The organism is Bradyrhizobium nanningense (assembly GCF_004114535.1).
Classification (GTDB): Bacteria; Pseudomonadota; Alphaproteobacteria; order Rhizobiales; family Xanthobacteraceae; genus Bradyrhizobium; species Bradyrhizobium nanningense.
In genome coordinates this window covers 68,652-89,589 of sequence record NZ_LBJC01000028.1, presented here as the reverse complement: position 1 = coordinate 89,589, position 20,938 = coordinate 68,652, and the positions used below count along the sequence as shown (strand labels likewise).

The window sequence follows — 20,938 nt, the reverse complement described above, 5'->3', positions numbered from 1 at the left end:
TTTCTTCCTCCTAGATAAGCGGGCCGCAACGGGCCGGGACTGGGCGAATCCTCCACCAGTGTGTGAGTCGAGCTGCCCCGCTGGCGCATCCTGGAAAGCAGGCAACGATACGGCCTCGGTAAGGTATGAGTAGCCGGGCACGACCGTGAGATCAGCTGAGAGACGACGGGATGGATAGGCGCTGCCTGCTCCGACGCGCACACGGGCCTGCGAGGAAGGCGCCGACAATCTACGTGGGAGCGGAGAAACGGTCGCCTTCGCTCTTTCGTCACGGCCGAACTCGGATGATCGTCTTCCCGCTGTTCCGCCGCGTCGGATTGAAAGCGGCGACTGCTTCGTCAAGGGTCGCGATGTTACCGATGTTTGTACGCAACCGTCCGTCCCGTACCCGCTGGATGATCTCACTCAGTTGGACGCGATCGGACACCAGAACAAAGTCGATCGCCAAGCCGTTGGCGGGCCGCGCTTCGGTCGGCCCGGCGATGCTTACCAGCGTTCCTCCGGTTCGAACCAAGGCGGCCGACCGCTTCCCGATGTCGCCGCCGATGACGTCGAAAACAAGATGGACCCCACCTACGCCTTCGAGATCGTCGTTCTCGAGGTCGACGAACTCCCGCGCACCGAAGTCGAGCGCCTTCTGACGGTCGGCGGGGCGTCCCGTGCCGATGACGTAGGCGCCGGCCTCTCGTGCGAGCTGCGTCACCATTGAGCCGACTGCGCCGGCCGCGCCGTGCACGAGAACGCTCTGCCCTGCCTGAAGGCGACCGTGCACGAACAGTCCCTGCCAAGCGGTCAGGCCCGGCATCGCCACGGCGGCACCCACGGAGAACTCGACGTCGCCCGGAAGCGGCGCGAGATTGCGTGCCTCCACGGCCACATACTCGGCCAGGGTGCCGCTGCGATAAGAGTCCGACAGACCGAACACCCGTTGTCCCACCGACAGTCCGGTCGTGCCATAGCCGAGAGCGGTGACAACACCTGCCAGCTCCTGGCCGGGAATCGTCGGCGACCGGTCACGGTCGAGGCGATCGGTCCAGGTCGAAGGCCACGTCAGCTCACCCGAGGTGAATCCAGACGCATGAACCTGAACGATGACGTCGTTTATCGCTGCCTGCGGCTTGGGCCGTTCCACCAACTTCATCCCGGCCGTCCCGGCAGCCTGGTCCGTCACAACGATCGCTTTCATGGAATGATCTCCTCTTTCATTCGTCTCATCGCCGGCTATGTTCCGGCGAATAACCTGCGCTTCAATCCGGATAGGGCGGCGCCTAGGACAGCGACGATTCTCATGACACTGTTCTCCGTTCGGGTGAACCGGTAGTGTTCGCCCCCTCGGACGTGCTGTTCCCCGTCCTGTCGGTGTGCGGATTGCGAGCACCGAGAAGGGTGAACAGTGTGGCGATGACGGCAAGTCCGCCGTATCCGAGCGCGATCTGCGGCAGCGAGAACACGTTGGAAAGTTGCCCGGAGATGAGGCTCGGGAACGCGGCGCCGCTGTAGCAGAGAAGGTAGATCGCGCTGAAGATTGGTGCCCGCTCGGCAAGGGTGCTGCCGTGCAACAGACCGCGTGTGGCGGCGCTGATCGCGATGCCTTGACCGGCGCCGGCGACCGTGGTCGCGATGACGAGCAACACCAGCGTGCCGTGGGTAATCGCAATGCTGATGCCGACCATTCCGGCCAAGAAGGTGATCATACCGACGCGTTGGGCTACCGCAGATGTGAACCGACCCCCGATGGGAGAGCCGAGAACGCTGGGGGTCATATAGGAGGCGAACACCAGTCCGAGGATCATCGGGCTCCGGGTGTGGAGTTGATCTTCGACAAGCGCAGGCATGAACGCTTGATAGAAGCCACCGCTCGCCCAGGTCGTCAGGAACACCGCCGCCGCGACAGGAAGCAGATGCCTGACCCGGTCCGGTACGCTGACCCTAGGCAACAGCGATCGCCAAGCGCCCGGCATCGGCGGTGCTGTTTCCGGACTGACGCTTATGAGTGCAGCAGACAGCAATAGGAAGGAGACGCAAGCGAGGTAAATGAGGTCGCGTGGCCAGGGGCCGAACTGGACTAGGACGCCGGAGGCGATGGCGCCGACAGCGACGCCGAGCATCGGTCCTTGGCTGGAGACGACGGACGCCAGCCATTCTGGCCTGCTGGGTGCGGCATCGACGATGTAGGAGGTCAGGCTGCTGCCGGCCACCCCGGTACCGATGCCCACGAGGAGCCGACCGCCTAGCAGGGTCTCGATATCGTGCACATTCAGCAACAACAGACAGCCCAGCAGCAGAAGGCTGAGGCTAGTGATCGCAGTGAGCCGGCGGCCCAGATGATTGGACAGTCGTCCTAGCACCAACAACGCGGCGATGGTGCCGAGGGCATAGGCGACGACGGCCATCGAGATGTCGGCGTTAGTGAATCCGTCCTCTGTTCGGTAAATATTGTAAAGGGGAATCGGAGCGGCCGCCGCGGCAAACGAAACCACCAGGGAAGCCACCGCAGATAGAAATGCCAACCGCAGTGCTCCGCTTCGGTGACCCCGATTGGTTACTGGTGCCAACTTATGCATCGAGCCGCGCATTCATCGTCTCCCGACAATTCGGGCGTACAAGTCCAAAATCTCTGAACTAGTTAGTTTCACTAGCTGGCGATGATCGTCGCCCCGCGCTGAAGAGCGGGCCGGTCGCCGAGAGGCTCCATGGCTCACATATGTCAAGGAGGCGATCGCACTGCCGTCTCTTGGTTATTGTCGGTCAGGCGCCGGCAGCGTCCACCCGCGGGGGCGGCACACGACATCGCTCGTCGAGCCTCCGCACGTGCTTGCTGTCGGGACTGTGCCATCAGTCCGGTTCAGTACGATCCGGGCGACACCGCCAGCAACGAATACACGGCGCTCCTTGGCGTACGGCAGACCAAGCCTGAGATCGCGCTCGAGTCGCGCTCTCGGTGCGATCAATGATGGCTCCTTCGTCATTTGCAATGAAGACGGCCTCCGGGTCATATTCTGCCGTCGTCGCGCCGACCTTGCCGGAGCGAAATCGCTCGAGCGGCGACGTGTCGATGCCTTCGGGGTCGGCAGGAAGCAGATAGGAGTCGGACATCGGGGTTCCTGTTCGTGCTGGCTGAAACGGCTGCCCTGGGCTTCATTCGATGAAGTTTGGACACTGGCTCTCATTGGTCGCAGTGCGGGACGAAAGTTTCCAATGGCCGGTACTCATGGATTCCATAGCGGGCGGTAATTGTGCGGCGACAGTCCTGACTCCCATTCGCATATGAAGGCAGGTTGCTCAGGCCGCGGCGGCGTGATTCCTGCCGGTGAGCGGCGCCAAGAATCGTCTACCGACTGGACAAGGAGTGGTGATTTCCCTGGGGGAAACCACCAAGGGTGCGAGCCGCATTCCATCCCGACGACTCGACGAAAAGAGCGCAAGCGGCACGCTCACCGAGGGGCCGGTCCGTTTTCATTTACCGCGACGCCGTCCCTTTGGCTTAGAACGGCGGTTGGGCCGTCAGCCGTTTTGGTCACGTATCGGTCAGTAAAGCTATTATCTCGATAGGCGCTCCCAGCGTCGCAGCCGGAAAAGCAGCTGCGAGAAGACTGGAGCTCGGGCGATCCTCAGACAAACGCGGCGCAAACTCTCAGCCATTTCGATAACAGTGAATTATCAAGTCTATGGCGAGAGGTGATTTCCCTTTCCATCGTCTTGGACTCAATCTTGAATCCATCGTCGACCGTATTTGGCACGTAAAGAGGATGACATGAGCAACTTCAATTGTTTGGGTGTAACGGTCGTCCTTTCCACACTCCTCGCGACGCCGGCGTTGGCATGGGACGTTTCAGAGCCGGCCGCGGCCGCAGCTGCGGACCCCACCTTCTCCATCTATTCGAACGATAACCGCGGATACTCGGCGTACGGGATGGTCACGCGGGTACCGCTGCGCGCGCGCGCTGGCGACGTGTCGGGACTGCATACGTCCGTACGGCCGCACCGCCGCAGACACACAGCGCCCTTGCGGCTCACGTTGACACGCTTCGGCGTCGGATAGCTTCGATGTTTCGGGACAGAGAAGTTTGTTGGAGAAATGGGTCGCGCGAGAGGTCCAGGGCACGGTCCGTCGATCCTGAAGCTTGTTCTATTTCTTGCGGCTGACCCTGCGCCGTAGCGATCAGCAATTTTCGGTTTTGGAGGCCGCAGATGGCAGCGGAACGTCTCTCGTGATCCAGATCTTTGGCGCGGTTTGGTGCCCCTGCGCGCCAAACCAAGGTTTGGGGTGACTGCCCCGAAGATTGTCTATGAATGCCGATGGAGCAGGTGGCTGGCTTCTGTGGGCATCAGTTCTGCAGGCGGCAACTACTTCGCCAGTGTTTTGGCGTCACTGCAGGTTCGTCTCGATGGTGGCAAGGCGTAGCGGGCCCACCATTCAGGACGACGAGGAAACTGCTAGATACTGCGCGGCGTGCGCTTTTGCCCTTCCTGCGCGCCAGGGATTTGGTTGAACATGGATGTTTCCGTGATCGAGGAGCGCAAGGCGCGGGCGCGAGGCTGGTTCGAGCGCTTGCGCGACAACATCTGCGCGAGCTTCGAGCGGCTGGAGGACGATGCCTCGTCCGCGCTCTATCCAGGTGGGGCCGGCCGCTTCGTGCGCACGCCCTGGCGAGGCACCGATCATAGTGGCGCGGCCGGCGGCGGCGGTGTGATGTCGATGATGCACGGCCGGCTGTTCGAGAAGGTCGGCGTGCATTGCTCGATCGTGCACGGCGAGTTCGCGCCCGAATTCCGCGCGCAGATCCCGGGTGCGGCGGAGGATCCGCGCTTCTGGGCTTCCGGCATCTCCCTGATCGCGCATCTGCGCAATCCGAACGTGCCGGCCGTGCACATGAACACGCGCTTCGTCGTCACCACGAAGGCCTGGTTTGGCGGCGGCGCCGATCTCACGCCCGTGCTCGACCGCCGGCGCACGCAGGAGGATGCCGACACCATCGCCTTCCACGCCGCGATGAAGGCGGCGTGCTCGGGGCCGAACGGCGTCGCCGATTACCACAAGCTGAAGACGTGGTGCGACGAGTATTTCTATTTGCCGCACCGGAAAGAGATGCGCGGCATCGGCGGCATCTTCTACGACTGGCAGGACTCCGGCGACTGGGAGGCGGATTTCGCCTTCACCCAGGACGTCGGCCGCGCCTTCCTGAAGATCTATCCCGAGCTGGTGCGGCACAATTTCGCGACGCCATGGACGGCTGCCGACCGCGAGGAGCAGCTGATCCGCCGCGGGCGCTACGTCGAGTTCAACCTGCTCTACGACCGCGGCACCATCTTCGGACTGAAGACCGGCGGCAACGTGGACTCGATCCTGTCGTCGCTGCCACCGGAGGTGAAGTGGCCGTGATCGCGATGATGCCGCCGCTCCCACGCGCTATGCTGATCGGCATGGATGACACCACCCTGTCGGCCTATGGCCGGCCTGAGATCTTCTGGAACCGTGTGTCGCAGAAGTCGCCCGGGAGCGTTGGCCGCGCTCTGCCGCCAGAAGTGCGCTTTGGAACGTGATCAACTCTTCCGCACCGCTGCGCTCGTTGCCTCGCAATCGTCAACATTGCCGCTCGCCGGGTCCTCGCAGAGAGACGCGGCGCACAGGTCCTGCGCTGCGGGCGCCATCACTCATTTCGATAACGGTCGGCTATCGAGTCCATGGCGCGAGGTGATTTTCCTTTCGTCCGTCGTGGACTTAACTTTCGATCTATCATCGCCCGCTCTCGTGGTCGGGCCGAAACCGGCGTTCCGTTGGAGGACCGCGGGCCAGAAAGTCCGACATGCAGATCAAAAAGACCGTTGGCGCTTCATTCCCCAGTTCTATCGAAAGCCTGCTGCCGCAAGATGTCGTCGTGCTCGTGGACAGCGCCGGCGTCGCGCTTGGAGTGCGGCGTGCGTTCAGCGCAGAGGAGGGTAGCGTCTATGATGGCGGTGGCGGCCTCGCCAAGAGGTGCGTGGAGATACCGCTCGTCGGGTCCGACCGCGAAGTCTCAGGGATTTTGTGCTGCGCCAGTCAACGGTCCGACACGCGAGCCGCGGTCACCGCTGGCGAGCCGCCGAGTGTGAGCGCGATAGTGGACGTGGCGCAGTTCGTTGTTCACGACATCAATAACCTTCTCGCCGTGATTGGGAGCGGCCTACGGCTGCTCGAGTGCCAGAGCGATGCTGCATCTCGAAAGGCCATAGTCGACAAGATGCAGGAGGCAATCACGCGAGGCGCGTTGCTTAGCCGGCAGCTCCTTGACGCTGCGCAACCGCGTCCAGCGTCGATCGAGAAGGGTGTCGCTGGCGGTCGCCTCGAATCGATAGCGGGCACGCTTGACCAGGCATTGCGTCCGGACGTCAGGTTGCGCACCGAGATCGCCCCTGACTTATGGGCCTGCAACGCCGACCCGGAAGACCTGTACCTCGCTCTACTCAACCTCTGCCGAAACTCGGCCGATGCCATGCCAGACGGCGGTGTGATCACCGTTGCGGCGCGGAACGTCGAAACTCCCTCCGGCGCGACGCGGGAATTCGTCGAGATTGTCGTCGCCGACGACGGGGAGGGCATGCCCGAGGAGGTCCTGTCGCAGGCGTTCACCCCTTACTTCTCGACAAAGGCTGCTGGTAGCGGCACAGGCCTCGGACTCGCCCATGTCCGGCGATTCGCCGAAGGGCAAGGCGGCGCGATAGGTATAGAGAGCGAGCGAGGTGCCGGCACGCTGGTGCGCCTCGTTCTCCCGCGCGTCGGCGATGCGGCGGTACAGAGCCGTATCGTAGGCACGGAAATCGCGTGCACGCCGTCACCTAACGGCGGAATATTCCACATCGTCAATCCCGTGACTGCTTGCGCCGATGTCGTAGCCGACGCGAGCGCCTGGAGGCTGGATTAGCGATGGAGCTCATGATCCCGCCCGGCCGCCTCGACCGTCCGGTCGATCATGAGAAGGACCACGTGCTTGGCCCCGCCAATGCCGAGATTACGCTCGTCGAGTATGGCAGCTACGCATGCCCGCACTGCAGGGCTGCCAACGAGCGGATCGCGCAAGCACGCGACCAACTTGGCGACCGCGTCCGCTACGTCTTCCGCCACAGGCCGCTCACAGACAACAGCCTTTCGTTTCGGGCCGCCGAGCTCGCCGAGCTAGCCCAGACGTCCGGAGCGTTCTGGTCAGCGCACATCAAACTGATGACGAGGTCGATGCAGCTCACGGAGGCCGACCTCTTCGCGGTGGCCGCCGACCTCGGCGTTAACGCCGACTTCGTGCTCGGTGATAGCGACGCCATGCGGGGCGCGAGGGCGAGAGTGCAGGCGGACGCCGCGAGCGCACGCGCAAGCGGCGTGAGATTCACGCCGACTTTCTACATCAATGGGCGGCGCTACGACGGGCCTTGGGATGAGAGCTCTCTCGTCGATGCGATGCTTGGCACGCTCGGGCACCGGGTCCGTACGGCAACCCTAGACTTCGCGAGTTGGGGCCCGTCCGCCGGCGTTTTGCTCGTTCTCGCGACCGTGGTGGCGATCGTCTTGACGAACTCGCCAATCAGCGCGGCGTTCGAAGCGCTCTGGCGGCAAGAGCTCGGCGTGAGCCTGGGCAATGCAATATTTCGGATGTCAATCCTACATTGGGTCAACGACGGCCTGCTGACGGTGTTTTTCCTTGTAGTGGGATTGGAAGTAAAGCGCGAGATGACAGTTGGCCACCTCGCGAGCCGCCGTTCCGCCGCTCTTCCGATCGCCGCCGCGCTCGGCGGCATGGTCGTGCCGGCGCTTCTGTATGCGCTGGTCATCCCTGCCGGGCCGTGGTCACGCGGGTGGGGTGTTCCGATGGCGACAGACACCGCCTTTGCGATTGCTGTGATCGCCACAATGGGCGTCCGAGTCCCAGTCGAGTTGCGCATTTTCCTTACCGCGGCGGCCATCGTCGACGACATTGGTGCGATCATCGTTGTCGCCGTATTCTACTCTAACGAAGTCCATCCGGCCTACCTTGCCGCGGCAGCGGCGGTCGTGGTTCCGCTGGCGCTGCTGAGCCGATCGAAGGTCTACCTTCTGTCGCCTTACCTCCTGTTAGGCGTCGCTTTGTGGGCTTTGGTCTACATGGGCGGCCTACACGCTACACTGTCCGGCGTGGTACTTGCGCTGTTCATTCCGACGCGGCCGCCCGCCGACTTGGCCGCTCTGATGACGCAAGCGAGCACCGTCATCGCCTCCGAGGCTCGGCACGAGGGCGAAGTGCTCAGGCACGGCCCCTCCACACCAGCACTGCACGCGCTCGACGCGATCTACGACAGACTTGAATCGCCTGCCGATCGGCTGCTCCGGCACGCCGGCGCGCGGTCGAGCTATGCGGTGCTTCCGATATTCGCACTGGCTAATGCGGGCGTGACGATCAACCCGGGCGTCTTCGTCGGGCATGGCTGGCTAATCGCCGTGATCGTCATCGGCCTCGCCGTAGGAAAGCCGCTCGGCGTTTTCCTTGCGGCCGCCGTGGCCGTGCGCGCAGGCATAGGCGTCAAGCCGGCGGAGTACACGTGGCGACAGTTGGCAGGGGCGGGAGCCCTCGCTGGCATCGGCTTCACGATGTCGCTCTTCATCGCCGGGCAGGCGTTTCCAAGCACTACTGACTTTTCGGCCGCCAAAATCGCTGTGCTTGCCGCGTCGATTCTTTCGGCCGTCGTCGGGACTGCTCTGCTCTGGGGAGCTTCGCGCCAGGAGCCTTTTGAGGAGGCGCCGCAGAGCGCCGGCATGCAAGTATTATAGCCAGGAGGTTGAAAATGACCCAGGTATTTTTTCACTGCTCGAACACGAAGAAGGTATTCGTTGATCGCCGCGGTGCCGAGGTGGAAGATCTTGCTGAGGCACGCGATTACGCGACGCGCGTCGTGCAATCCTTAACCGGCGAGCGCAGCCTCGAGGATTGGCGTGACTGGGTCCTGCACGTCAGCGACGACCAGGGCGATGAGCTCTTCGTTGTGCCCTTCACTTTCGTGCTCGGCGATCCGAATTGAGGTCGGTACGCGGGTCGACTCTTTGGGGCAAAGGTCCAAGGTAGAAAGCAGGCAGCTGGAGCCTTGCGAAGGACGGAAGGGCACTTTGGTCGGCAGAAACCGGCTGACCGCACACAGGAGATTGCGGGCAACCGTGCAGACGGAGTTCTTAGATGATCTCGGCTGATCAGGCCAAGGCCCGCCCTTCCAACCATTCGGACCAGTCACGCGTTGTTTGCTCTTTCGCGACCAACTCCTGTCGGATTTACAATCCGACGAGCAAGAGAAGCATGATTCGCCTTTCCGGATTTTCACATGGAATTGGCCACGTCCGCTGATCAAGACCGTCACCCCGCGTATTTTGTTAGCGCCTCGATGCAGCCTTGCCTGATGGGAACGCCCCAGCTCGCTTATCGGATGAATAACATCGGGCCGATCGCCTTTGGGCGTGGCAGCTTTGAGATCGACAAATAGGACGGCACGGGAGCTTAGGGTGAGATCGCTTCTCATGGCGAATGTGGACGATGGACCGGGATAGGCATTTACGACGATTTCTCGATATTTGGACCGCTTTACTCGCATCAATGTTCTTCGCCGGATACCAATGCTTTTGCCAGCACATGAAGACAAGCTTCCCAACTGCTTGGCCCGGCGCGCCGTACCCCTCGCCGTGGGTCCCCGCGGCCGGTCCTTTCCCCCGAGGACCGGCCGCCCCTTCAGGCCCGATACGCGGCCGCCGGATCGGACTAGCGCTTGCTCGCCTACACGAGGAGCGGCGCTAACGCGTGTTTGCCGATTTCGAGCGCATCAACGGTCGATTCCCGAACGCTACATGGCGTCCTCCGACGCCCGCGTCCGGGAGGCGCATGGGTGCTGGGGCGGCGGCCGTATCAACGCCAAGCCCCGCGAGCGCTGCCCGGCCTTGACCCATCCGGCTTGGCGCGGCGAGAGGTGTGCTATGCGCTAAAGCCGAGATGCAGCTTGACGCGCCCGACACGAATTGCGGACGAGCGCTCAAGCTGGGCAGCAAACGGTATCCATCCGGTGTAGGCCCCTAGGGTACCATCATTCGTCTCGACTAACAAAGCTGCTGACACGAGGTTGTTAGCAGCCGGAGATTAGGCTGCCGGTCTCGGGGATCGACGGATGGCTTATAGGCTGCACTGCGTCGGCGCTTCGGTCTTCAGCTGAGCACGGTCCCAATGTCTTCACAGTCACGCGAGTGAAGGAAGCGCCAAGCGATGAGCTTGCCGCCTCCCAATGGCTCTACAGAAGGCATCATGCATAGACGCCGTATGCAAGACGTGTGAGGTACTGTTCAACGAGCTCTACGCCCGCCGGAGTCGCAAGCAGGTCGATCGGGCGACGCTGGTCAAGACCGATGGCCCGACGCTCGAGCCACTGCTCAGCTTCTTCCTGTGAACCGAACACGTCCGTGGCCTTGACCAGGATTTCGGCAAACTTCCAGGTCCGCCCACTTTGCTCCTGGCTGAGCGGCTTGTCCGGAGCATCCTTGCGTCGCTGAAAGGTGCGAAGGCTCATTCCGAAGGCTTTTTCCAACGAGTCCGTTCGAACGATACGGAGGTGACCGACGAAGTGGGTCAACGCAGAGCCTGGCAGTCCGTCCAGCAGCAGTTCGTGGGCGTCGAGGGCGCTTGTAATCCGGCGCGACAGGATACGCGGCCCGCCGAGCAAATCGGCCACCTTCTGCAGATCATTGCCTGGCCCCTTTGGAGCCGGCTTCTCGGCTGCGGCAGTCATGGCAGCCCTCGCGTCACGTGTCGCCTAGCATGTGCCACATGCCGCAATTAATCAAGCATAGCCCTCCAATGTCTGGCGTTCGCCGCGCTGGCGCGTAAATCCGCGCCCCGTCGTCGCCTTGGCCACAGCGCGCTCCGCCGCTAGCTCGTCTTCAGTGGCGTCATTTTCCAACTCTTCGAACGTCAAGGCCAGCGCGCCCGAAAGCCTTGCGTTTCGGGCGGTTGGGGCACTCTTCGGGCTTTGCAATTCATTTCGCCGAAACCGTATGCGGCGTTCTGACGGTTTGGCAGCTAAGTTGGTTTCCAGAGAACACAAAGTCGTCATGCCAAGTAGCGAATTTAGGTTGGCTTTTGCTCTTCCACGATACGGGACGCAGCCTTCAATATCTCCTCCGCACCTTGCTCAAGAAGTCTATGCCCGAGACTTCTGCCTATTGCGTCGGCTTGATCGGCCAGACCAGTGCTTTCATCGGCTATCTTCGTTTGGCCGTCCGGATGAGTCACCTGTCCTTGAAGTGTTAACGTCCCGGCGCGCCATGTGGCGGAGACCCCGACGGGTAGGCTGCAACCCGCATCGAGACTTCTCATCAACGCGCGCTCCGCATCCACTTCGGTGCGCGATTGCCGGTCTTCAATCTTCTGGAGCAGGGCTATGAGGGCCGTATCCTCCTCGCGAGCTTCGGCCGCGAGAGCACCTTGGCCTACCGCATACGGGAAAATATGCGCGTCTAAAATCTGTGAGGCCTCATGTAGCAATCCTAGCCGGGACAAGCCCGCCGCTGCCAATACAGTCGCGTCTATTCCCTCTCGGTTCTTTGCCTTACGCAGCCGTGGAGAAACGTTCCCTCGGATAGGTCGAATATCCAGACCATTGCATAGAGCGAGAAGTTGAGCCTTGCGACGAATTGATCCAGTGCCGACGCGCAGCCCCGGTCGTAGCTGATCTAGTGCAACGCCGCAAAGCACATCGCGAGGATCTTCTCTTTTGGGAACGGCTGCCAATACCAAGCCGGGCTGCAATTTTGTCGGAAGATCTTTGAGGGAATGAACGACCAGGTCAATTTCGTTGCGCAGAAGCGAGTCTTCACTCTCCTTCGTGAATGCTCCGATGCCGCCAATCTGCTGAAACCCCGACCGTCGATCTTTATCGCCAGCCGAACTAACGAAGACCACTCGTACCTCAGCGGCCGGTTCGACGCTACGAATAAGATCGGCGACGTGACTGGCTTGCCAGCGGGCCAAATCACTTCGCCTGGTTCCGAGCCGAATTTCCACAATCAAACCTCTTGCCTCTTGAGTAGTTCGCCGACTCCTAGCGTTGCGTAGGTAGCTATAAAATCAGTCTGTTCGATTAGCTGCACGGCAGAACTCCGGTGCGGTAGTCTTTGCATGAGCATCTTCCCTCGGAGCGTATTTCATCAATTGACTCCCGCCCGAAACGGAGAAGCAGCAAATAGGTAGCAACTTTCGAAAGGCGCTGGACCAACTCGAGAACGAAGAGTGCCGGTTCGACGAGAATGGAGTTTTGCCTTTGGATACAAGTGCGCCGAATGCGTCCACGCATTCATTTCAAGTCGAAGGGGGCGATCCGAAGGCCGCACGTGGGCCGCTATCACCTGCGTTTAGAACGTAACGATAAAAGTAGGGGATCGGTGATCGAAATATCATTTGCGCCATCACGCTGAGCCAAGGGAAGCCGCCATCGCCAAGAGCCAAAGCTTCTCGATCAGATCGCGTCGCGTTCTGATCGCCTCCGCGCAGTGTGTCATGAACGCGTGTATTCGTCCTGACTCGCGGATATGGGGATGGGTCGGTAGCCCCAGCTCACCGTTGACTCTTTGATCTCGGGGCGCGCTATTTGAATGGATTCATTGACGTGGAATAAGTTGGCGTTTTCGCGTAATCCGCCGGAACGCTCCAAAGCGTTGCGACATACCAGGCGGTCCAAGCAACGATCAGCAGGCTCAGCACCCACACCCAAACGGGGATCGGCGATGGCGATTCAGCCCGGTGCGGCTCGAATGGCTCTTCGGCTCCAAACGCGTTGACCATGAAGCGCAGCGTACCGTGAACGACCGTCCCATCACCAAGCCCGCTGACGGTGATCCCGGGACCGTTACGGACCTGGAATCGAAGACGTCGGACGCCGACCTGGCCGGTGGCGTCCTGGGCCTCGATGCGGAGCCCGTGCTCGCCATCGGCAAGTCTCTTGGTGTCGAGCGCTATCTCTGTCGGCGGCCGCTGATCGATGACGGGATCGGGCGCTTCGTCGAGGTAGACGCGGATGCGCGGTTCGGACACGTGTTGCTTTCCTCTAACGGTCGGTATGCAGGACGCGATATTTTGGATGATTAGCATCCCGTTCGCCGGGGTCGATGAGCATCCACAGTGCCGCCACGATGCAGCTGAGGGTCACGAGCCCAGCCCCGCCCGCCACCAGCACGTTGCCGAGTAGTGGGCCGGCAAGACCATGATCGCCGGCGCCACCAGCGGTCGCAGGCGCAGTGCAGAGGTAGCCAAGCGCCGAGAGTATCCAGGCGGTAATCGTATCGGTCATCGTCGCCTCCTATTTGTTGGCGCGGAGCTTCGTGACGTCAGCGGGCGTCACCAACGGCCCCTGGTTGCCCCACGAAGTGCGCTCGTGATTGATGATATCGGCTATCTGCTGATCAGAGAGTCTGTCAGCGAACGGCGGCATCTCTACCTCGTACTTCTGGCCGTTGATCGCCTTACCACTAAGCCCGCGCAGCACGGCGGTGATGTGTTCGGCAGGGTCAGTGGCATTAACGACCTGATCGCCCGCAAGTGGCGGCAATGTGCCAGGCACACCTTTGCCCTCGGCACCGTGACAGGCGGCGCAGTTGTCGGCGAAGAGCTTCGATCCTTCCGCGGCATCGAAACTCGGGGTTGGGGTCGCTATCGGCGAGACCTGTTCCGGCGACGTTGCCTGCTTCGGCAGTGGTTCGTTGGCTCGGGCCGCGACAACATCAGCCGCGCTGATCAAGGCACCACGATTGCCCCACGAGGAGCGCTCGTGGTTGATGATATCGGCGATCTGCTGATCAGCCAATTGATCGGCGAACGCCGGCATCTGCGCTTCATACTTTTGGACGTTGATCACCTTTCCGCTGAGTCCGCGCAGCACTGCGCTAATGTGAGCCGTGGGATTTGCGGCGCTAACCACGGGATCTCCGGCGAGCGGTGGAAACGTCCCCGGCACACCCTTCCCTTCCGCGCCGTGGCAGGATGCGCAGTTGTCGGCGAACAATGCTGCGCCCTTGGTGGCATCAAACCCTAGGGGTTCGGTCGTAGGACTCAAAGGGGCGGCGCCGGACTGCGTCGGAACGAGCGCGGGCTGCTTCAGCGACAACAGATAGGCCGCCAGCGCCTTGCCGTCGTCGTTGGGAACGACGACACCGCCTGGCGCGAACTGCGGCGGTAGTGGCACGGCTTTCTCTCCGGGAGGTAATTCGTCCACAACCCTGAACAGCCAGGGAAACGCCGGCATGATCGATTGCGGCACCACTGCGCGCGGCTGATAAAGATGGATGTACTGCCATATGCTGCTCGATTGCCGCGTGCCGATATTGCTCAGGTCGGGACCGGTGCGCTCCGAGCCCAGCAATTCAGTGGTTTGGTAGGCATAATCGCCCGGCGCAGACGGACGGCCAAAAGGCTTATCTCCGGAGAGCGGGCGTACTTGCTGGGTATGGCAATAGAAGCATCCTTCCGAGACATAGACATCACGGCCTCGCGCCTCAAGTGGCGTCAGTGGCTTAAGGCCCGGCGTCGGAGGTACCTTCGACAGCCAGATCCCCGGCAGCACGCCCATAACAATCGCTAATCCAGCGTAGATCAGCGTTGAACCGCCAGAAATTGCCAATGACCTGTTCATGCCGGCACCGTCTCGGCCGCGGCAAGTTCGGCGTAGGACCTACTGTAGGTCATCGTCCAGACGTTGAAGGCGAAGACGAGATGACCGGCGAACATGAGCGAGCCCCCAACGGAACGCCACAACCAATATGGCGCGGCGTCTTCGACTGACTGGATAAAGGTGAGTCCTCGAAACCAATCGAGCCCCTGAATGGTGCCGGCGGCCGACAGCGCCGCAACGTATATGACAACACCGACGGCAGAGAGCCAGAAATGGATGCCCATGGCCAGGTTGTAGGGATACTTGCCAGTGGCGCGCGGCAAGAGTGCATAGATCCCGCCCCAGATCGCGAAGGTGACGAAGCCGTACATCGTCAGGTGCGAGTGCCCTACGGTGTAATTAGTCAGATGCCAGAGCTGCTGCAGGGAGCGGAATGCCTCGAATGTGCCTTGCGTTGAACCCAGTAGATAGCCGTAAACGCCGACTAGGATGAACATCGCGGGCGAGCGATATATCCATTCGCGAGTCCCCCGGAAGGTGAGAAGGAAGTTCGCGGTGCCGCTCAGCACCGGAACCAGCATGGCCACGCTGAAGACGATGGCCGTAGTCTGCAGCCACCATGGTAGTGGACTGAATTCAAAATGATGAGCGCCGATGATCGGATAGAAGATGAGATTGGTCCAGAATGCAAAGACGCCGAGAGAATACGAATAGATCGGACGGTTCAGGAGCTTCGGCAGCGCATAGTAGGACACACCGAGCGATAGAGGGGTGAACCATAGTCCGACAGCGTTATGCATAAAGAAGGCCTGCACCGCGACTTGGCCCAGTCCGGACTGGTACCATGGCAGCATCGACACCACGACCATGACAATCGTCCACAGCGTGCCCCCGATAGTATACCAGTTGGAAATATAGATATGCTCGCCTTCCCGGCGCTCGACAGTGGCGATCATATTCCAGACCGCGGTGATCAAGCCAAGTCCAAGGATTACGCGAATCCACCACAGCCATTCGCGATACTCCTGGCCGTAGGTGAAGCCGAGATCGAGTGTGACAGTGCCCAGTACCGCGGCGAGATTAAGGAGCGCAAGACTGATCCATGCGAGGCGCTCGCTATAGAGCTTCGCGCCAGAACTACGCGCGGCGACGAACAGCGCAAGCCCGATCAACGCCTGGCTCGCCCACGCATAAAATGTTCCGCTAGTGTGAATCGCGCGCAACCGTCCGAACGACAGCGCCGGCGTGGTCGCGAAATCGGGATAGGCGAATTTGAAGCTGACTAGGAGTCCCACGGCTGTGCTGAATACGAGCCAGATTGCCGCCGACGCCACGTAAGCGGCGAACACCCGCGCCAGCACACGGTCATCCGGAGCGCCTGTGCGAAGTGGAATGGCCGCAGCGCTGTCTAACATCATCCGCCTCTCCGTCCTCTCGGCACGCTGTCCAGATCTTTGTTGCTTTGCGCATCGAGCCTTCCAGCTTCTCGATCGGTATCGAAGCTAGGCGTGGCGGTTGGAACGACGATGCTTTGGAGAATGACCTTGCAACGCTGGCGACGGAAATCACCTCTGGCCATAGAGTCGATAGACGATCGTTATTGCCGCCGCGGCGTGACGCGGTAGCGAGGAATGCCACCAGCCGCACCTGCTGAGATTCTGTCGCCCTTGGAGCAGTCGAGGCTGCGGCGCGCGTCGCGCGGGCGGGGCGAGTGGCGGGCGCTGAAGCGGACCAAGTTCGGATCGGTGCGCGACGTCGACGGACGTATGCCCCAGCGGCGAGGTCTTCAGCCGCTTCTTCGGTTGTGACCACGATGCAAAGAAGCCAACCGATAGTTGCTTTTTTCACGAACGCCTCACAGCGGTGATCATCACCCTCTCGCAGTCTGGGTTGACGAGTGCTGGACGCTCGGACACCGATTGGGGACTTCTGGGCAAAGGGTTTGTTATATGATGAAATCGAAGAAGGCGGGGAACCAGCCGGCTCACCAAGCCGCTCAAATCTCTGGCGACGCGTCGCCATTGCTCATCAACCGCTGCAGCGGTTCATTCAGAGTGAGATAATCGGTTTGCGCAGCACTTCCTCTCGCTACGGCGCCGGCGCCCAGACCCTCCACTGGCTCACTGTGGTGCTGGTTATCGCCGCATATGTGATGAGTAGGGGCGACGGCTATTCGCTCTATTCCGCCGCCGCGGACGGACCTCGCAGGATTCACGAGACGTTCGGAGTGCTGGTCTTCGTTGTCGTCGTGCTGCGGCTACTATGGCGGCTGATCGACAGTGTGCCCGCGAAACAGCGGATACCGCGATGGATGGCGGCGGCCGCTAAGCTCGTTCAGTTCGCGCTTTATGCGCTCCTCATTGCGATTCCGGCGACGGCGATACTCGGTACCTGGCTCGAGGGGATTCCTGTCACGCTTCCCGGATTCGACATCGCCCCCCGGATAGCGAAGGCGCATGGACTGGGCCAGTTGATCATGGAAATACACGCCATACTCGGCGACACTATACTCTGGGTCGCCGGCGTGCATGCAGCCGCGGCTCTCTTCCATTACTTCTGCCTGCGCGACGGGGTCTTTCAGTCGATGGCGCCCGGGCGCATGAAAAATTGATCCCATCCTCACACAGGATTTCTTAGATCGCGAAGAGTGGCTCCCTCCGACGGAGCGCGTGACCTCACTTCCTGATCTGTTTTGTGCAGGACCGCGGTTGACCAGTGACATATCAGGGGCCGACCGATCGCGCTTGGGCTGGCCGGGCTCCGCTGATCTGATCTGCGTGAGCGCCGTCACGGGGACGGTGATCACCGAGACTGTGACCAGCCGGGCCGAAGTCCTCGGTATTTGCGTGAGGGGTTCGTTTGCTGCACGCGCGCGGCAGGAAACTTAGCACAGTAGCTTCAATCCTTGTCGGCCGCGCGTGCGCGGCCGAACCATAGAGCTCGGAACGAGCGTGACCGACGAAATCAGTATTCTCTTTGGACACGCTTAAGGGCCAAGAGAATCATGGCCAATACTTCCGTGGGACTACGGGATTGTACGCATCGCGTCCCAAGGGAGTTGCTCACGCTGACTGCCACCAATCCAGATAGCCTCCGCACTCAGCCGACGACCGTGCGGCAGATTGTAGGCGCGGTGCGTCGCGAGCACCCATCTGCCTCATCACGCGATCGAGACCTCGGGCGTGGGCATCGAAACGATAACTAACGGCAATTGGCGAAATCGTCTTCCGTGTGATGCGATAGTCATGGGCTTGCAGACGTCCTAAGGGCGCGGCCCTTCTCGCGAGCCGCAGTCGGAAGCGAGCGAATTCCCCACCTGCAGGATGGCTTCGAGGAGACCGGAAATTTGGCGCTGAGCTTCGCCCCTTACAGTAATCCCGGCAATTTCATGCGTATTGCCGCAAAGCTGGTGCCGGTGCTTTGGGGTTCGACGGCCTTCGCCTTCGCCCTTGGTCTGTTTGGAACGTTCGCAGCGCCACCCGACTACCAGCAAGGTGAGACGGTGCGCATCATGTATATCCACGTCCCCGCTGCCTGGACAGCGATGCTTGCCTACACGTTCATGGCGGTGTCGGCCCTCGGATCCCTAGTTTGGCGTCATCCACTGGCCGATGCAGCTCAAAAGGCGGCTGCGCCGTTGGGCGCAGCTTTCACCTTCATCTGCCTCGTCACGGGCTCCCTGTGGGGCAAACCCATGTGGGGCACATATTGGGTCTGGGACGCACGGCTCACATCCATGTTGGTTCTGTTTCTTATTTATCTCGGCCTGATCGGGCTCTGGCAGACGATCGAAGACCCGAATAGGGCGGCACGAGCAGCTTCAATTATGACCTTGGTAGGCTTCGTCAACATTCCGATCGTGAAGTTCTCGGTTGATTGGTGGAATACTCTCCACCAGCCGGCTTCGGTTCTCCGGATTGGAGGGACGGCGATTGCTGGCTCGATGTTGTGGCCGCTAATCGTTATGGCGCTCGCATACACGCTTCTGTTCGCAACCCTCCACGTAATGGCGGTCCGTAACGAGATCATGCGACGCCGTGTCCGGCGGCTTGCGATCACGCTGGCGGCGGCGGGCGAGCCCGCGACAGCTCGCATGCTGGCTGCTGAAGTAACGTCCTGAGCATATCATCGTGCAACATGGCGGATTCATATCAGCGGCGTTTCTGGTGACGGGCACGATTTTGGCCGGAATGATCGCGGCGGTCCTCATCGACTATCGGGCTCAGCTTCGGAGCTTGCGTCGCTTGCCAACTAACCACTCGGATCCGAACAAACGCGTATGAGCAAGACTCCGACTTCGATTTACCTCGCAGCGAGTGCCGTAGCCCCTCGACGCTCACTTGCACGGTTATGGGTGATTATCCCGCTTCTGGTCTTCTTCGGAATTGCGGCACTACTTTTAGTGCGGCTCGGCGCCGGAGACCCATCGCTGGTGCACTCGGCTCTGATCGGCAAGCCAGCACCGCAGTTTGCGCTGGAGCCACTTGATGGACTCTCGACGTCCGGTCCACCTGGCTTGTCCAGCGCCGATCTGCAGAGTGGGCACGTGACCATCGTGAACGTCTTCGCATCATGGTGTCTCGAGTGCCGCGAGGAGCAAGGGGAGCTGATGGCCTTGGCGAACGACCGGACGCTGCAGCGCGAGGGAGTGAAGCTTGTTGGCATGGTCTACAAGGACGATCCGAAAAACGCGCTGGCCTATCTCGCCGCCAACGGCAACCCGTTCGCACAGGTTGGCACTGACCGATCCGGTCGAACGGGGATCGATTTCGGCGTTTATGGCGTCCCCGAAACCTATGTGATCAAGGGCGACGGCACAATCGCCTACAAGCTGGTCGGTGGCATCTCGGATGCAAGCCGACCTGCTTTGATGGTGGCAATTGCCAAGGCGGAGCGTCCATGACGACTGGCTTACAAGCTGCCCTTATCCGCCTGAGAGATGCAGAGAAGGTATTCTCTTGCTTCGGCGGTACGGGATTCCATCTGCTTAAATCGTTCAGGAGTGAACGATCGGGCCATGCAAACACTCACCCGGAAGCGCTACGATTTTCAGGCGCGGAGGATGCGCGACAACGTGGCGCGCTGCACTGTGGCGAAAACGGATGGAGGCCTTAAAACGTGCTCTGGGCCGTCTTTGGAATGATGACATCTGCGGTCGTGCTAGCGCTGGCCCGGTCGCTCTCTGAGCGTTGCGAGAGCTTTGGCGGTCACGATTCTGACGTGGTCTTTTATCGCGGTTTGTTGGCCGAGGCGAATGATGACGTTCGCCGCGGGCTCGTAGCGCCAGACGATGCCTTGGCGACGCGTGCCGAGATCGAACGGCGGCTGCTCGCGTCGCTCGACTCGCCGTCGGAGAGCCGGCTGCGAGCATCGCGGGGTTGGCCGACGAGACGCGCTGCCGCGGCGTTGGCCATCGTCGTGGTGCTGCCACTCGTCGCGCTCGCGTCGTACCTCAAGGTCGGCGCGCCCAGCCAGCCTGACATGCCGATCGCATCGAGGCGCACGGGCGGGGACGTCATCCTCGCTGCCGCCGTTCCTGATATCCGTGCCGAACAAGCCCGTGCCGAGATCGCAGCGCTTCTACCGGGGCAGAGGAGCGACGCAATCCGCGAGATGGTGGAAGGGCTCGCCGAGAAGCTCTCGAAGAACGGCCATGATCTTCAGGGATGGCTGCACCTGATTAGGTCCTATGTCGTATTGGGTGAACGCCAGAAGGCCGAAGCGGCCGTTGCAAGTGCACGCGCCCAGCTAGCAGGCGATGCGCAAGCGCCGGCGCGCATCGATGAACTCGTCAGGCAGCTTGGTTTGAAAGGATAGACTTTGACTAGAAAGGGCAGGCGCCTCACCATCATCAGCGCAGCAGGCTTCACTTTAGCCATCGCGGTAGGGCTCATACTATTTGCGTTGCGTGATAGTATTGTCTTCTTCTACGGGCCGACCGAGCTAGCCGAAAGGGCGCCGCCGCGAGGAACCCGTCTGCGCATCGGCGGCTTGGTGAAGCCCGGCTCGCTTACCCATAATGGATCGTCGACTGTTGTATTCGCAGTGACCGACCAGAAGCACGACATCAGGGTCAGCTACACTGGATTGCTGCCGGATCTCTTCCGTGAAGGACAGGGCGTCGTGGCCGAGGGCACGGTGGAGGCACAGGGCCTCTTTCATGCCGATACGGTGCTCGCCAAACACGACGAGCGATACATGCCCAAGGGTGTAGCTGATAAGCTCAAGCAACAAGGCACTTGGCGGAACCAAAGATCCGCGCGAGCGCAATAGCGCAGTTTGCGCGAAACATCACGGCCGATGG

Annotated in this window: 20 protein-coding genes and 1 pseudogene; 12 read left to right on the top strand and 9 right to left on the bottom strand. The window is 61.2% G+C overall.

Going from position 1 to position 20,938, the window contains the following annotated elements; translation table 11 throughout:
- Positions 1-268: 268 nt before the first annotated feature.
- The 3 genes from XH84_RS23440 to XH84_RS23430 all read right to left on the bottom strand — a co-directional run bounded on the left by XH84_RS23440 (position 269) and on the right by XH84_RS23430 (position 3,096).
- On the bottom strand, positions 269-1,186 hold the full coding sequence (locus XH84_RS23440) for an NADP-dependent oxidoreductase (RefSeq protein WP_128921376.1): 918 nt from the start codon (positions 1,184-1,186) through the stop codon (positions 269-271).
- A gap of 100 nt (positions 1,187-1,286) precedes the next feature.
- Positions 1,287-2,510 (bottom strand): MFS transporter, encoded by a 1,224-nt coding sequence (locus XH84_RS23435; protein ID WP_206734167.1) that lies wholly within the window; start codon positions 2,508-2,510, stop codon positions 1,287-1,289.
- A gap of 325 nt (positions 2,511-2,835) precedes the next feature.
- Positions 2,836-3,096 (bottom strand): hypothetical protein, encoded by a 261-nt coding sequence (locus XH84_RS23430; RefSeq protein WP_128921377.1) that lies wholly within the window; start codon positions 3,094-3,096, stop codon positions 2,836-2,838.
- Positions 3,097-4,495: 1,399 nt separating this feature from the next.
- On the opposite strand from XH84_RS23430, the gene hemF reads away from it, so the two are divergent.
- The 6 genes and pseudogenes from hemF (at position 4,496) to XH84_RS39955 (ending at position 9,474) form a co-directional block, all read left to right on the top strand.
- Positions 4,496-5,383: an oxygen-dependent coproporphyrinogen oxidase gene (gene hemF / locus XH84_RS23425; protein WP_128921378.1), complete on the top strand. Its 888-nt coding sequence runs from the start codon at positions 4,496-4,498 to the stop codon at positions 5,381-5,383.
- A gap of 5 nt (positions 5,384-5,388) precedes the next feature.
- Positions 5,389-5,476 (top strand): annotated as a pseudogene (locus tag XH84_RS23420) (HAD family hydrolase); the annotation flags it as partial.
- 331 nt (positions 5,477-5,807) lie between these two features.
- Positions 5,808-6,902, top strand: a complete 1,095-nt coding sequence (locus XH84_RS23415) for a two-component system sensor histidine kinase NtrB (RefSeq protein WP_128921379.1) — start codon at positions 5,808-5,810, stop codon at positions 6,900-6,902.
- A 2-nt stretch (positions 6,903-6,904) separates the two neighbouring features.
- Complete coding sequence (nhaA, locus tag XH84_RS23410) at positions 6,905-8,773, top strand: Na+/H+ antiporter NhaA (RefSeq protein WP_128921380.1); 1,869 nt, start codon at positions 6,905-6,907, stop codon at positions 8,771-8,773.
- A 14-nt stretch (positions 8,774-8,787) separates the two neighbouring features.
- Positions 8,788-9,021 (top strand): DUF6894 family protein, encoded by a 234-nt coding sequence (locus XH84_RS23405; RefSeq protein ID WP_128921381.1) that lies wholly within the window; start codon positions 8,788-8,790, stop codon positions 9,019-9,021.
- A 294-nt stretch (positions 9,022-9,315) separates the two neighbouring features.
- Positions 9,316-9,474, top strand: a complete 159-nt coding sequence (locus XH84_RS39955; protein ID WP_164936495.1) for a hypothetical protein — start codon at positions 9,316-9,318, stop codon at positions 9,472-9,474.
- Positions 9,475-10,278: 804 nt separating this feature from the next.
- Here the strand turns inward: XH84_RS39955 and parS are convergent.
- The 6 genes from parS to XH84_RS23375 all read right to left on the bottom strand — a co-directional run bounded on the left by parS (position 10,279) and on the right by XH84_RS23375 (position 16,052).
- Positions 10,279-10,761: a type II RES/Xre toxin-antitoxin system antitoxin gene (parS, locus tag XH84_RS23400; protein ID WP_128921382.1), complete on the bottom strand. Its 483-nt coding sequence runs from the start codon at positions 10,759-10,761 to the stop codon at positions 10,279-10,281.
- Positions 10,762-11,099: 338 nt separating this feature from the next.
- The gene (gene hemC / locus XH84_RS23395; protein ID WP_128921463.1) at positions 11,100-12,035 is read right to left on the bottom strand and encodes a hydroxymethylbilane synthase; all 936 of its coding nucleotides are present in this window, start codon (positions 12,033-12,035) and stop codon (positions 11,100-11,102) included.
- A 579-nt stretch (positions 12,036-12,614) separates the two neighbouring features.
- Positions 12,615-13,061, bottom strand: coding sequence for a cytochrome C (locus tag XH84_RS23390; RefSeq protein WP_128921383.1), 447 nt, complete (start codon positions 13,059-13,061; stop codon positions 12,615-12,617).
- 13 nt (positions 13,062-13,074) lie between these two features.
- Positions 13,075-13,317: a hypothetical protein gene (locus XH84_RS23385; RefSeq protein WP_128921384.1), complete on the bottom strand. Its 243-nt coding sequence runs from the start codon at positions 13,315-13,317 to the stop codon at positions 13,075-13,077.
- A 9-nt stretch (positions 13,318-13,326) separates the two neighbouring features.
- Entirely contained in the window at positions 13,327-14,655 is a 1,329-nt protein-coding gene (locus tag XH84_RS23380) for a cbb3-type cytochrome c oxidase subunit II (RefSeq protein ID WP_164937394.1), read from the bottom strand.
- A complete protein-coding gene (locus tag XH84_RS23375; RefSeq protein ID WP_128921386.1) occupies positions 14,652-16,052 on the bottom strand; it encodes a cbb3-type cytochrome c oxidase subunit I in 1,401 nt (466 codons plus the stop codon). Before XH84_RS23375 ends, XH84_RS23380 begins: the two co-directional genes overlap by 4 nt.
- Before the next feature lie 479 nt (positions 16,053-16,531).
- Between XH84_RS23375 and XH84_RS23370 the strand changes: the two genes are divergently transcribed.
- The 6 genes from XH84_RS23370 to ccmE all read left to right on the top strand — a co-directional run bounded on the left by XH84_RS23370 (position 16,532) and on the right by ccmE (position 20,907).
- Positions 16,532-17,245, top strand: coding sequence for a cytochrome b (locus tag XH84_RS23370; RefSeq protein WP_245471821.1), 714 nt, complete (start codon positions 16,532-16,534; stop codon positions 17,243-17,245).
- 741 nt (positions 17,246-17,986) lie between these two features.
- The gene (locus XH84_RS23365) at positions 17,987-18,754 is read left to right on the top strand and encodes a heme ABC transporter permease (RefSeq protein ID WP_164936503.1); all 768 of its coding nucleotides are present in this window, start codon (positions 17,987-17,989) and stop codon (positions 18,752-18,754) included.
- A 10-nt stretch (positions 18,755-18,764) separates the two neighbouring features.
- On the top strand, positions 18,765-18,917 hold the full coding sequence (gene ccmD, locus XH84_RS41430; protein ID WP_283811962.1) for a heme exporter protein CcmD: 153 nt from the start codon (positions 18,765-18,767) through the stop codon (positions 18,915-18,917).
- Positions 18,914-19,537, top strand: coding sequence for a DsbE family thiol:disulfide interchange protein (locus XH84_RS23355; protein ID WP_128921388.1), 624 nt, complete (start codon positions 18,914-18,916; stop codon positions 19,535-19,537). The genes ccmD and XH84_RS23355 overlap by 4 nt, the downstream gene beginning before the upstream one ends.
- A gap of 215 nt (positions 19,538-19,752) precedes the next feature.
- A complete protein-coding gene (gene ccmI / locus XH84_RS23350; RefSeq protein ID WP_128921389.1) occupies positions 19,753-20,451 on the top strand; it encodes a c-type cytochrome biogenesis protein CcmI in 699 nt (232 codons plus the stop codon).
- Positions 20,452-20,454: 3 nt separating this feature from the next.
- A complete protein-coding gene (gene ccmE / locus XH84_RS23345; RefSeq protein ID WP_128921390.1) occupies positions 20,455-20,907 on the top strand; it encodes a cytochrome c maturation protein CcmE in 453 nt (150 codons plus the stop codon).
- Positions 20,908-20,938: the final 31 nt, after the last annotated feature.